13 protein-coding genes and 1 tRNA gene are annotated in these 13,276 nt (G+C 41.0%); 7 read left to right on the top strand and 7 right to left on the bottom strand.

What is annotated here, in order from left to right:
- Positions 1 to 65: 65 nt before the first annotated feature.
- Positions 66 to 248 carry a replication restart DNA helicase PriA gene (locus PN499_RS28545; RefSeq protein ID WP_272036904.1) on the bottom strand — a complete coding sequence of 61 codons (183 nt, stop codon included), beginning with the start codon at positions 246 to 248 and terminating at the stop codon, positions 66 to 68.
- 512 nt (positions 249 to 760) lie between these two features.
- Between PN499_RS28545 and PN499_RS28540 the strand changes: the two genes are divergently transcribed.
- The 4 genes from PN499_RS28540 to PN499_RS28525 all read left to right on the top strand — a co-directional run bounded on the left by PN499_RS28540 (position 761) and on the right by PN499_RS28525 (position 4,126).
- Positions 761 to 1,225 (top strand): DUF29 domain-containing protein, encoded by a 465-nt coding sequence (locus PN499_RS28540; protein WP_272036903.1) that lies wholly within the window; start codon positions 761 to 763, stop codon positions 1,223 to 1,225.
- 75 nt (positions 1,226 to 1,300) lie between these two features.
- Positions 1,301 to 2,230 (top strand): PNPOx family protein, encoded by a 930-nt coding sequence (locus PN499_RS28535; protein WP_272036901.1) that lies wholly within the window; start codon positions 1,301 to 1,303, stop codon positions 2,228 to 2,230.
- A gap of 37 nt (positions 2,231 to 2,267) precedes the next feature.
- Positions 2,268 to 3,443, top strand: coding sequence for an AAA family ATPase (locus tag PN499_RS28530; RefSeq protein WP_272036899.1), 1,176 nt, complete (start codon positions 2,268 to 2,270; stop codon positions 3,441 to 3,443).
- A gap of 2 nt (positions 3,444 to 3,445) precedes the next feature.
- Positions 3,446 to 4,126, top strand: a complete 681-nt coding sequence (locus PN499_RS28525) for a phage tail protein (RefSeq protein WP_272036897.1) — start codon at positions 3,446 to 3,448, stop codon at positions 4,124 to 4,126.
- Here the strand turns inward: PN499_RS28525 and PN499_RS28520 are convergent, their stop codons facing one another.
- The gene (locus PN499_RS28520) at positions 4,127 to 4,726 is read right to left on the bottom strand and encodes a hypothetical protein (protein WP_272036895.1); all 600 of its coding nucleotides are present in this window, start codon (positions 4,724 to 4,726) and stop codon (positions 4,127 to 4,129) included.
- 165 nt (positions 4,727 to 4,891) lie between these two features.
- Here PN499_RS28520 and PN499_RS28515 point away from each other — a divergent pair, with 165 nt between their 5' ends.
- Positions 4,892 to 6,871, top strand: coding sequence for an ATP-binding protein (locus tag PN499_RS28515; protein ID WP_272036893.1), 1,980 nt, complete (start codon positions 4,892 to 4,894; stop codon positions 6,869 to 6,871).
- 63 nt (positions 6,872 to 6,934) lie between these two features.
- On the opposite strand, the gene PN499_RS28510 is transcribed toward PN499_RS28515, so the two are convergent.
- Positions 6,935 to 7,006: transfer RNA gene (locus PN499_RS28510), tRNA-Val, on the bottom strand.
- Between the two features lie 63 nt (positions 7,007 to 7,069).
- Positions 7,070 to 7,801 (bottom strand): RadC family protein, encoded by a 732-nt coding sequence (gene radC, locus PN499_RS28505; RefSeq protein WP_272036891.1) that lies wholly within the window; start codon positions 7,799 to 7,801, stop codon positions 7,070 to 7,072.
- Between the two features lie 77 nt (positions 7,802 to 7,878).
- On the opposite strand from radC, the gene PN499_RS28500 reads away from it, so the two are divergent.
- Complete coding sequence (locus tag PN499_RS28500) at positions 7,879 to 8,886, top strand: succinate dehydrogenase/fumarate reductase iron-sulfur subunit (protein WP_272036889.1); 1,008 nt, start codon at positions 7,879 to 7,881, stop codon at positions 8,884 to 8,886.
- A 59-nt stretch (positions 8,887 to 8,945) separates the two neighbouring features.
- Positions 8,946 to 9,134, top strand: a complete 189-nt coding sequence (locus PN499_RS28495; protein WP_272036887.1) for a chlorophyll a/b-binding protein — start codon at positions 8,946 to 8,948, stop codon at positions 9,132 to 9,134.
- A 300-nt stretch (positions 9,135 to 9,434) separates the two neighbouring features.
- On the opposite strand, the gene PN499_RS28490 is transcribed toward PN499_RS28495, so the two are convergent.
- The 3 genes from PN499_RS28490 to PN499_RS28480 all read right to left on the bottom strand — a co-directional run bounded on the left by PN499_RS28490 (position 9,435) and on the right by PN499_RS28480 (position 13,136).
- Complete coding sequence (locus tag PN499_RS28490; RefSeq protein WP_272036885.1) at positions 9,435 to 10,109, bottom strand: PPC domain-containing protein; 675 nt, start codon at positions 10,107 to 10,109, stop codon at positions 9,435 to 9,437.
- 49 nt (positions 10,110 to 10,158) lie between these two features.
- Positions 10,159 to 11,625, bottom strand: a complete 1,467-nt coding sequence (locus PN499_RS28485) for a trypsin-like peptidase domain-containing protein (protein ID WP_272036883.1) — start codon at positions 11,623 to 11,625, stop codon at positions 10,159 to 10,161.
- 386 nt (positions 11,626 to 12,011) lie between these two features.
- Positions 12,012 to 13,136: a redoxin domain-containing protein gene (locus PN499_RS28480; RefSeq protein ID WP_272036881.1), complete on the bottom strand. Its 1,125-nt coding sequence runs from the start codon at positions 13,134 to 13,136 to the stop codon at positions 12,012 to 12,014.
- Between the last annotated feature and the right edge of the window lie 140 nt (positions 13,137 to 13,276).

Raw genomic sequence — 13,276 nt, 5'->3', positions numbered from 1 at the left:
GAGAGGGGGGCAGGATTGTTAGCATTAATTCTCTTTAAGCAGTACCCACCCTACAATCTATAAAATTAGTGACGTGAATAAAGACCGGGAGCGTAGGCTTCCACAACTTTACCAGTGCGAGAACAAGTAATCATTAAATAGTCGCAGCTAGGGCATTTAGTCTCTATTAGCTGGCTGGTAGAATGATAGTGGCGTTCGGCAGCGGAACTGCCGCAGTTAGGACAACGAATTGCTTGTTTTGTCTGCATTTTAAATCCTTTGAATTTAATGGTTTTTAAGGGGCTGTTTAATTTCAAATTAGATCGTTTAGTTAAAAAAATCCACTTTCGCAACAAAATGTATCTAATTTAACCAAAAGGTTAAGAAATTTTGAGTGGCGAGAATTTATTAAACGCTCTTTATTTATTATGGCACTATATATATAGAGAAAACAGGATTTACCGACAGGGATCGAGAAAATCCGTTGTTTCACCGATGCTTGACTACCGGAAGGAAGAATTTTCCTGGAAACCTGGTTTTTTACCAAAATACTTCGTTTACACCCTCAATCGGGGTAAAACACTGCTTTTCTTTGGTCGGAACCTATAAGTTTTGGGTAAAAAAACTTGGTAAATGGGGTGAGGGTTTAGGTAAGGCAGCGGATTCGCGATCGCCCCTTTAACTTAACTGGTTTGGTTGCTCAGGCCGATCGGGCGCTTGACGATGCTAATGAGTTGTGTAGGTTATTATATAGTGATGGATTATTATATAATTGATGGTAATGCTTGAACCTCTCTATGAAAAAGATTTTCAAATCTGGATTGATGCCACGATTCAGCATCTCAAAAATCGTCAATTTGAATCTCTCGATATTGAACATTTGATTGAGGAATTGAATGGCTTGGGTAAATCGGAGCAGAATACGCTCAAAAGTGATTTAATGATTTTGTTGGCTCATTTGCTGAATATGAAGGTACAATTTGATGCTCCCGATACTATGAAAATGAGTTGGTATAATTCTATTATTGAACATCGCCAACGAGTTTTGAGCAGTTTAGAAGATACACATTCTTTAAAATGTTTTCTTGCTGAAGCGATTGATAAGGCTTATCCTCAAGCTTATAAGTTAGCAATTAAAGAAGGTAAATTTGCGGCTTTAGGGGTGCGGATTCCTGATGTAAGTGAATATCCTAATGTTTGTCCATTTTCTGTTGAGCAGATATTAGATGAGGAGTTTTATGGTTAGTTTTTTTGAGCCAAATTAGTATCTAGAAATCATTTTATTATTTCTGCGTTTTAGCAAGATTTGGAGGGTATATCTATGCGACTTGAAAGCCCTTTCCACGAAGGCGAACTGCACGCACAGCAACGGGTTGGCGAAGAGATAGCAGCACAGCAAAATGGGCAAATCATTGGGGATACAATTCTTCAAAGTGCAATCAAATTCATCGAACAGCAACGCATGATTGTTCTGGGCAGTGTGGATGCAGGGCAGAAAGTTTGGGCATCGGTGTTGTTTGGGTTGCCTGGTTTTGTTAAACCGGTCGATCCGCAGGCGATCGCATTTGATTTAACCCAAGCTATGATTAATCCTCACGATCCTTTCTGGGCAAACATCCAGGCTGAAAATCAGATCGGAATGCTGGCGATCGAACTTGCCAGTCGCCGTCGGTGGCGGATTAATGGCGCGATCGCTCAACAAGCAAGCGATCGCTTATGTTTAAATGTTGTAGAATCCTATCCCAACTGCCCCAAGTACATTCAGCGACGGCAGCTTGTTCCGAATTTCGATTTAACGGCTGCAAAACAATGTTCTGAGGCACAATTTGGACAATCCCTAACACCTGAACAGCAGCGTTGGATTGGATCGGCTGATACTCTATTTGTTGCCAGCGCCCACCCAAATCGTGGGGTTGATGCCTCTCATCGCGGGGGAAATCCCGGCTTTGTCCAGATTCTAAATGCGCGATCGCTTCGCATTCCCGATTACGCTGGAAACAGTATGTTTAATACCCTGGGAAACCTGGTTATTAATCCTCTAGCTGGGTTAGTTTTTATAGACTTCGATCGCAGTCGCACGTTGCAACTGACAGGTAAAACTACAATTCAGTGGCATCTGGATGAGTCTACTGATTCAACTGGTGGGACTTATAGATATTGGGATTTCGCAATTGACCAGTGGTTAGAAACTGATTTACCCCAGTTACTTCACTGGGAATTTTTAGATTATTCTCCCCACAATCCAATATGAGTCATGGTAAACTTGAGGAGAAATATGAGGCTGAATTATGATAAAAGAGATTTTTATAGAAAACTATAAATCAATTCAAGAGTTGAAAATTGAATTGGGAAGAGTGACTGTTTTTATTGGGGAAAATGGCTGTGGCAAAACTAATATTTTAGAAGCCATATCTTTAAGTTCAGCCGCCGCAAGTGATAAGCTAGATAATGAGTTTTTAGCTTCTAGGGGAATTAGAGTTACAGATTCTAAGTTTATGCGATCGGCTTTTGATATTGATAGTTTAAATAAACCAATTAAAATATCTTTGGATTTTGAGCCAGAGGGTAAGATTACATATAATTTACAGCATGATGGTCAACCCTACTCTAGTTGGCGGGCTTCTGTTGATTACGGCGAAAAATTTGAAAGTTATCTGTCCAATAAAGTTAACAGAATAGCTAATTTATTTGAAAAATATCCATTTGAATTTTCAACTCAATTAATAGCAATTCTTATTAATAAAGATATAGTACCATTTTATTTAAACGAAAATAAAAATTCTAATGAATTACTAAATAAATTAATGAATTTTCTGATTTTCTCTCCGGAAAATTCCAGCTTACGCATTTTTAACCAAGAAGGTCAAATTCAACCTTTAGGTATCAAGGGAGAAGGATTATTCAAACTATTAACTGTTTTGAATTTGCCAGATAATCAAGCAAGGCTAGAAGAAATCAAAGAAAAAATGCAGTTAATTGATTGGTTTGAAAATTTAGAGATTCCCCATAATCTCTATGAGGGTGAAAGAGTAATTAAAATCAAAGATAGATATTTGCCATCTGACCTAGATTATTTTAATCAAAATAGTTCTAATGAAGGCTTCCTATTTCTCCTATTCTACTTTAGTCTTTTGATCAGCGATGATACACCTAAGTTTTTTGCAGTAGATAATATTGATGTTTCTCTTAACCCCAGATTAGGTCGTAGATTGATTAAAGAATTAGTAGAGTTAGCCAAAAAATATGATAAGCAAGTTATTTTGACAACTCATAATCCAGCAATTTTAGATGGATTAAATTTAGAGGATGATGAACAAAGATTATTTGTGATTTACCGGAATAAATTAGGTCATACTAAAGCGAGAAGGATTTTCCCGCCAAAACCTCTGGAGGGACAAGAACCTGTAAGATTATCAGAGGCTTTTTTGCGAGGTTATATCGGTGGACTACCTAAGAATTTTTAATTATGGTTACTTTTGGATTAATTACAGAGGGGTTGACGGATCAGATAGTTATTGAAAATATTTTAAGTGGATATTTTGATGATGATGATATTATTGTTAATCCTCTGCAACCAGAAAGAGATAAGGATGATGAAAATAAATCAGATCATGGTTGTTGGACGTTGGTTTTTCGATATTGTCAGTCAGAAGTTTTTCAGAAAGCATTTCAATTTAATCAATATGTGATTATTCAAATTGATACTGATGTTTCAGAGGAAAAGGGTTATGATATTCAGAAGCGAGACGAGAATGGGGAATTGAGTCCAGAAACGTTGATCGCAAAAGTTAAAGAAAAATTTGCGGGTTTAATGGGGCAAGAATTTTATAAAAGATATCAGGATAAAATTATCTTTGCTATTGCAGTACATTCTATTGAATGTTGGTTACTTCCTCTTTATTACCTAGATGATAAAAATAAGAAGAATAAGACTAAGACTAAGAATTGTTTAGAACAGTTAAATAAAGCGCTTCGCAAGTCTGAAGGCTTTACCATTGGTAAGAAAAATCCGGCTTATTATCGCACAATTTCTGGCCAATATTGTGATAATAAAGTTTTGATGAAGTGTTATAAACACAATCCTAGCTTGAAAGTTTTTATAGAAGAGATTGAGACAAGAAATATTGTGATTTTAGAGAAAAGTTAGCTAATATCTGACACCACTAGCTAAAATTCCCATAATCTTATTCATCTCATTTAAAAAATACTCCGACAAATCAATGTCAATCACCTGACCCTCTAATTTTAAAAACTTCCAGATTTCTCCTGTAGTTACAACGCCATAAATCGGGGATATTTCATTACCCTCTCGTTCATTAAATATTTTAGCTGCATACATTTCCGCGACACATTGACCTAACCCTAAATTAATATTTTCTCTCTTCGCCTCCACGATTAAAATTACTGGCGCACTAATAATTAACAATTCACTTGAACGGCTGATCAGAAAATCACAATTGCCATTTAACCCTTGTTCGCTATCAACCGTAAAATCCACACCGGAAAATAAACTAATTTGACTAGGATACTGTTTTGTCAATTCCAGTAAAATCGGCGCAATAATCATCTCTGAACGAGATTTTTCTGTGTTACTTGCTAAAGCGAAAGGGACGTTATAAGCTAAGGTTTCTGTTAACAGATTGCTGCATTCTAAGGCGGGAGTAGCAGAGAATAAATCTTTTTGTGACGAGATAGTTAAATTAAAGGTTTTTTTGACACTGGTCAAGCTAAAATCACTGTATGCCATACTGTTCTAACTTATTATAGAGTTAACTTATAATACCATTACAGGTGTTGCGTAAGTCATGGTTAATTAACTAAGTATATTTACTGATTCAGTATATTTACTGATGTGGTCTGCTTAGGAAGAATGGTAAAATAATCTTTTGCCCAGTAAACTACAAATATCTTTATGGCTCCGCTTAATCCACGTATATCTTATACACACTCTTTGTCTGAGCTTTCAGTGAATCGGAAAGACCCCTGTGAGGTTATTCGAGAATTAATCTCTAACTCCTATGATGCTAAAGCCACTAGAATACAAATTTACCCATTATTAAAAGAGAAAGCATTTATTTACTTTGATAATGGTATTGGTTTAAGCGAAACCCAAGAAATTAACGGTATAACTCCTTATGAGGCATTTTTTTCTATCGGGATGTCTACAAAAATTCAAGGGGAAGCTATAGGCTATAAGTGTCAAGGCTCAAAGCTGTGCTTTGCTTCCAAAAAATTTACTTTGATTACACGCTGTAGTGGTGAGGACAATTGGCGTTCAATATCTATAGATAATCCTAAGAAAAACTTAACTTTGCACTATGATATTCAATCGCGGCAAAATGATAAACCTTGGGAAACTCTCGAATATTTGTTGAGGATAAACGCTCAAATACGACCTATTATTGAACATCTCAATAAAGCTTTTTTTACGAAAAAATTTACTAAGGGAGCTATGATGATTGTTGAAGGGCTTGAGATAGAAAGTTTTTCAGATTTTTATGATGCTGATGAAGATGCTAGAGAGCAATGGTCATACTTAAAAAATTACATACGTTTTAACACCCGATATGGTGATACGAGATGTCTGAGATCGGCTGAAACGGGATTTCCAGCAACTCCAGCACAAAGCTTTAAACAATCTGCTGGCTACAATGACGAATGTAAACTATATTTGTGGGCGACGAAAGGAAAGAATAAATTACAAGAATTGCAAGACATTGGTAAGGTCGGTTATCCTTATCTATCCAAGCCTGATGAGTCGGATAAGTCTCAGATAAAAAGTCCCGCTAACGTAGCGAGACTGAGTGATGGAAGATTTTATTCTCGCCATGCAAAGAGGTTTGAATATGCTGGAGGTACTTACTGTTTGGTTTTAGCAATTGATGGAAATCGTCGAGCGCTGGATAAATATCCAGAACTGAGTAGACAAGGAAAAAAAAGTTCAGGAATTAGATTGACTGACCAAAGAGGTACTTTTATCTGTTCAGAAGGGGTAAAGATTTGCGCTTATAACGAAATATTTGAACATAGCAAGCTGCAAAAATATGAAGGGCTAAAAACTGCGAATGGACAATCTCATTATATTTTTATGATCAATGGTAGTTTTGATGTTGTAACAAATAGAAATTCTTTAACTGATGCTGCATTAAGCATATTGACTGAAGAATCTTTTGTAGAGAAAATTAAAACTTTTTTGGATGACGCATGGGGAACTTCGGAAGTATTTCAGGAACTTGTAAAGCGCCTCAATAAAGATGTTACAAATGCAAAATTAGATCAATATGCTGAAAAACTGGATGCACTAAAGGCAGGGATTCAATACAGACCAAGATTTATGGTGCAGGATATTGAGTCACTGAAAGAAAAATGGATTTTAGAGCCTGAAATTGGTGAAGAGCATTGGGTAGGAGCCTTATATACAATGTTTGCTCATCTTATAACTTCTGATTCACCTTACGCTGATATTTGGCTACGTCCCCGAACTTTTTCTAGCATGGGAATTGATAGCGTTGCTGTTGATAGTACAGAACACTCTTTGGCTGAAAATGTTCACAAAGCCATTGAATACAAGTACGCATTTTCACCAAGTGATGAGTTTAATCATCCTTTGATATTGACTTCTCAGATAGTATGTTGGGAAATGCCAGCCGGACAAAATAATCAAAATATTGAGGATTCATACAATTACTATGGAGATATAGTTTTGACTGACAAACTTGATGGTATAGGCTACGAAATTCAAAATATTCAGTGTCGGACAGGTGAATTTCACGGAGGCAATATTAAGGTCATCAGCCTTAAAAAGCTGATCGACAAAACTTTTCCTAATTGTAAATGGGAAACTCCGCCTCCTCCCCGACAAGAGGGTAAAAGCCCTAGAAAGAAAAAATAATGCTTAGTAACGACATCAATGTGTCAACAATGACAAATAACTTGTCACTCATTATAAAAAAAATGGGCGATACAGGATTTGAACCTGTGACCCCTTCCGTGTGAAGGAAGTGCGCTACCACTGTGCTAATCGCCCGCGAAAAACAAATATAACACAACCAACCAAAATAAATCAACCCCCCAATTAACCTTTCCTCCCTCAATCCCCCTGCGGGTACTCCTCCCACAAACTCGTAGTCTGTCGCAAACTCCGAAAATCCCCATTTCCCAAAATCAAATGATCCAACACGGGAATCGCCAAAAACTGCGCCCCCGCCAACAATTGCTTAGTTAAAGCAATATCCTCTGGGCTAGGTTCCAGATTCCCCGATGGGTGATTGTGAGAAACGATCGCGCGCGTCGCCCCCTGACGAATTACTTCCCGAAAAATATCTCGCGGATGGGCCAAAGTCTCCGTCGCCGTCCCGATCGTGAGTACCTGCGTCCCCAACAACCGATTTTTCACATCCATCAGCAACACCGCAAAATGTTCTTGCTGCTTCCACATCAAATCCTGACTCAGCGCGTCTGCGGCCGCCTGCGGACTATCAATCATTGCCAAATCAGGCGATCGCGACTGAAACACCCGCTTTCCCAACTCCACCGCCGCCAAAATCGTCGTCGCCTTCGCCGGCCCAATTCCGTGAATCTGCGTCAACTCCTGAACACTGATATTTCGCAACACAGACACCGGATCGCGCTGGTGTAGGCTCAATTGATTTAAAATAAATTGTCCTAGACCAACAGCCGAAAGTTTACCCTGTCCCTGACCCGTACCCAAAAGAATTGCGATCAGTTCCGCCGTTGCCAGATTTTTAGCGCCATTCGCCATTAATCGTTCGCGAGGTCGTTCACTCGTAGGTAAATCGGCAATTCTCAGGCTGTAAGTCATAGATGCACCTGCGATCGCAACTTAGACAACGAAACAATATTACCTTAAAAATAGATACAACTTTCCCAACTTCAACCATGCAAGTCCGCTTTAAAATAACTCGCCAAACCCAAAACTCCGCCCCCGAAGTTCAAACCTACACCATAGACGCAGAACCAGGAAACACCATCCTCGACTGCCTAAACCGCATCAAATGGGAACAAGACGGAACCCTAGCCTTTCGCAAAAATTGCCGCAACACAATTTGCGGCAGTTGTTCCATGCGGATTAATGGTCGTTCAGCCTTAGCTTGCAAAGAAAATATAGGTAGCGAAGTCCAAAGACTCCAACAAATCGCCAACGCCAACTTTGCCCAAACCCCCACCGACTCAATCCCAGAAATCACAATTTCCCCAATGGGAAATATGCCCGTAATTAAAGATTTAGTCGTTGACATGACCAGCTTTTGGAATAACCTCGAAGCCGTCGAACCCTACGTTAGTACAGAAGCGAGAAAAATTCCCGAACGTGAATTTCTCCAAACACCTGAAGAACGAGAAAAACTCAATCAAACAGGTAATTGTATACTCTGCGGAGCCTGTTATTCTGAATGTAATGCCCGCGAAGTTAATCCCGAATTTGTCGGCCCTCACGCCCTCGCCAAAGCCTACCGCATGGTAGCAGATAACCGCGACAGCGACACAGAAAACAGACTAGAAAAATACAATCAAGGCACAGTTGGGGTGTGGGGTTGTACCCGCTGTTACTACTGTAATTCCGTTTGTCCAATGGATGTTGCACCAATGGATCAAATTGGTAAAATTAAACAAGATATCCTCGATCGCAAAGACGCACAAGCCAGCCGTTCCATCCGCCACCGCAAAGTCTTAATTGATTTAGTCAAGCAAGGCGGTTGGATTGATGAGCGTAAATTTGGTGTACAAGTAGTAGGTAACTACTTCCGCGATATCAAAGGTTTGCTTAGTCTTGGCCCCTTGGGTTTACGCATGATTGCTAGAGGGAAATTTCCTCTATCCTTTGAACCATCAGAAGGTAGAGAAACAGTGCGATCGCTGATCGAATCTGTGCAAAACTTAGAAGACTAATCTATTGGCAATCATCACAGTTGTAGCAGTCAATTCCTCACCTAAAATCTTAAACAAAAATGACATCTGAAACCCCAACTTCAACACCAAAATCAACTCCTGAAACCTCAAATAAACCCGAACCTGCCTTTGGTTGGACTCCCTATGCTGAACAGATTAATGGGCGTTTTGCTATGATCGGATTTGTAGCACTATTATTGCTAGAATTCTTCACCCGCCAGGATTTCTTTACCTGGTTGGGGATGTAATTTATATCGATGCCTTTGGTATCCGAATTAATGAAGAATTTTTAATTCCCAAGGTGGTCGGTTTCAATTCGTCTTACCCAACCTAATGTTTTTAGCTTCTGATACCAATTGTCCAAATTATTGAGACAATCTGCATTGTTGAGTTAACTTCAGAAGATCGACCTCTTGCCTATTGCATCCTACCTTTTGCCTTCTGCCTTCTGCCTTCTGCCTCTACTGTTGTATAACTTTGGAGAATTGGGATCGGAAGCTATCATCAAGGGGAAAGCAATATTTGAATTTTACTTTCCCCTGCCTTTTTTAATTGTTACGGATAGTCAAAGTATACTTACCACGATCGGTTTTATCTCGACCATTCACAATTACTTTATAGTTGCCAGTGGCGGGTAAAGTAATACTTAGCCTAGAATTGCACAACCCCTTGCTAATAAAATCTTTCTTGGTCGTCTCATCTTGATAGTTGCAACTATCCCCCATATCGTCAGCTTCTTCAATCAATTTACCAGTGGAATCAAACAGTGCTAAATAGGTATCAAAATCAGGACTTTCTAAGGTAATAGTCACATTTTGACCCTGACGACCGTCAAAGCTATATTGGTCGAACAGACTCCCATCAATTTCCAGTACAGAGGAGTTAGTAGGACTCAGTTCCCCATCTTTTTCCAAGATAACGCTAGATGGCGATGCGGAAGGGCTCGGCGAGGGTGGCAAAGGTCTGGGAGAAGGTGGTAAAGGTCTGGGAGATGGCGATACCGATGGAGAAGGCGACGGTTCAGGACTCGCCTGAGCTAAAACAGAATTAGCCGCAGACAAAAGAACAGACTTCCTCTGAGGAAATTCTGCTGAAACTAAGGAAGAGCTAGTGTTGCCAACAACCTGACTAGACTGGGAAACTGGCGCAGCGATGACTGGGTTACCAGAAAAAGCAGCTATTAGGCTAACTGGCGCGATCGCCCAAAATCTAACTTGACGCATGAATTACCTCAATTTGGAATAAAGAAAAAGACCTTTCCTTTCTCTGTTGTTAACGGACTGTCAGAGTGTAGCGGCCTCGACCTGTAGAATCATAAGCATTAACAATCACTCGATAAGTACCCGCAACAGGTAAAGTCACAGCGATCGCAGCATCTTGACTTGACTCAGTAATGTCGTCATTTTCCGCAACTAACCTGCTATTCGGGCCAAACAATGCCAAATACGGATCAAACTCAGAACTTTCAAGCGTAATCCTGACAGACTGTCCGGCACGGCCTTCAAAAGTATACTCGCGGTAAAGACTACCGTCAGACTCAAGTACAGGAGCACCTTCAGCTAAAACCCCATCTTCTTGCAAAATTATACTTCTTGACTCTGGCGGAGCAACCCGAGTCGGCGCACTACCCTTAAGTTGTAAAGTATAAGACCCCGATTGCCGTGCTTCATAAGAATTTGCCAGGAGAGTGTAAGTACCATCTGCGGGTAACGTCACCACAATGCGAGCATCTTTATTACCCCCACCATCATCATCTTGAGCGATTTCGCGCTGACCTGGCCCCAACAAAATCAAATAAGGGTCAATATCTTGGCTCTTCATATCAATAGTCACTTCCTGGCCAGCTTTACCCTCAAAGGAGTAGAGGTCAAAAAAGCTATTGTCCACTGGCAAGATGCTGGACTTGTCTGTAAGCTTGCCATTGACCATTGGCCCGTTTAGCATCAATTTTTGAGGTTGCTGGCTACCAAAAATCGAACCTCGTCTCTGGGAGACGCGGGAAGCTCGACCTTCTCGAACCGCTGTTAGGAATGGCGGCACTTTGTCTACAGAGATGGCAAAACCAATGCCAATATTACCTCCACCTTGACCGCGAGTAAAAATCGAAGTGTTGACTCCAATTAATTCTCCAGCGCTATTCAGTAAAGGCCCCCCAGAATTACCTGGATTGATGGCAGCATCGGTTTGAATCAAGCCTCGATCTTTGTCCATGCGGCTGACGATCCCGACAGTAAAAGTACCCTGAAATTGACCAAAGGGATTGCCGATCGCATAGGCCCGCTGACCAACTTTTACCGAACCAGCAGCCGCCAGAGGAATTGTGGGTAAATTAGTGCGATCGCGTATTTTCACCACAGCTAGGTCTAAACCTTCTTCCCCAAAGCCAATCACATCGGCTGTAACTTTGCTACCATCTGCCAGAATTACCGTCACAGTTCCGCCTTCGGAGACAACGTGAGCGTTAGTCAACACCATCCCATCTGGGGTAACGATCGTACCGCTACCGTTAGCTTTGTCCGTATCGATGGTAACGACAGCGGGACTAGCTCGTTCGTAGACGCGGATATTTGTGGTTTCGTCAACATCTTGTTGAGCGATCGCACCCTCTAAATGCCTCAGCTTAACTTGCGTTAAGTCCTGCACCCCCTGAAGTCGTGGCGTGGCAGCCACACTTGCTCCCAGTGCCGATCCAACTGTTAAGATTCCCGATAATGCCAAGCCCAAAATTTTGAAATTCATCTTATTTTTATCCGCTGAATGCCGTTCCATGAAACTTACTCAAACCTACCGATCGTAAGCTGATGTTCACTTCCTGCTTCATCCTGGGAAGTCGGCCCCTTCCAGTCCACAGGCATAACTTCAGGCTGAACTAGCCTTACTTTTTCTAATGGGGCTCCGGCCAGATTAATCGCTGGGTTTAAGTCCCGATTTAATATCAGTAGGACTTACGCTCATGGGCCCAGAAACCGGGCTTCCGCCGAAGTCCGAACAGTTTTTTCCGAACATACTTCGTTGCCGCCCGCAAATTCAGTAAAAAGCCCGGTTTCTGTGGTCAAAGTGCGTAAGTCCAGATCGGGTTGCAACACTCACAATCACAGACTCGCTTCTTTATTTATAGACCATTCTCAAACTGGTTCCCCAATTCTGGACGGTGGCTCGTTAGCAAGATACTTAAAATTGGCTTCGCGCACTTTAGCATCCTCGTCATTATAGAAAAAAGACAAAAGAGCAAAACGTTGACCCCTCGTTACTGGTGTAGCCTCGTGCAACACCGAGCAAGAAAAGACGATCGCAGTTCCAATCTCCCCTCGATAGCCGTTAGGCCCGTACTCTGGAAACCGTAGATATCCACCCGTATATTCTCCTACATTTAGGTTAAGAGTCATCGCAAAACGCCGGTGCAGTGTAGCTTTACTGGTGTTATCGCGGTGGGATCGGAAGTAGCCGCCACTATCGGCATCGTAACAACCCACAAGATAGCGTTCAAACCTAGTTATTTTAAACTGAAATGCCTTTTCTACCTCCGGGCAGACGCGACGAACTATTAAATCACTCAAGTTTTGTTGTAATTTAGGCTCGTGAATAAATACGTCTTGTCGCTTCTTGAAGCTATCGTCTAACAAACCTACTGTTTTCCCCTCTATTTGCCTCATAAAACCAGAAGGACTACCGCCTTCGGCTTGATAAAACTCAATCAAACTACGGCAAAAAGCTTTGTCCAAAACATTAGGAATAACTAGGACTGGGGCGTGCCTGCTTGCGGGGCGGGCTTCTTCAACAGGGGGCAAGGCTTTGAAAAAACGTAAGACTTGCTCGGCGTGTTGAGCAGGATCTCCCATCAGAAAAGTGTTTAATACCTGAAGATTTTCGTTAAGAACGAAGGTACAGGGAGCATATTGAAGACCTATACTTTCTCCTTCCTCAACTGTTTGGCAAACACCGTACTTATTACTTACAGTTTTATCGAAGTCCCAGAAAAATATGAATGAAGGGGCGATTTCCGAGGGGAGATTTCGATCTTTATCAGCAGGATCGATGCTGACAGCAAAAAATAGGACTTGTAATTGCTCAAATTCTGCTCGGAGATTTTGGAAGGATTTAAGCATAATTTGGATTGGCTCAAAGGCACTGCTGCCACAGAAAAACAGCACGATCCGCCGACCTCCAACAGTAGAGAAATGAAACAAGGGGTTGACTGTAGAAGGAAGGGAGAACCAAGGAGCAGGATCGCCAATTTCAAGTAATCGCATAGTCAGTTGTATATTAATCTTTCATTGATAATTGTTGTTTTTTGTTTGTTTCTTGTTCCCAGTTTTTGTATTTTAGTTAATAAGACTTACGCATTACTTAGGTAACGCCGCCATCTTGGCGGTGACTTGACCGCCAAGAT

It is taken from the genome of Kamptonema animale CS-326 (assembly GCF_028330895.1).
Taxonomy (GTDB): Bacteria; Cyanobacteriota; Cyanobacteriia; order Cyanobacteriales; family Microcoleaceae; genus Kamptonema; species Kamptonema formosum.
The sequence above is the reverse complement of the archived record's forward strand: the minus strand, read 5'-3'. Positions and strand labels throughout refer to the sequence as shown.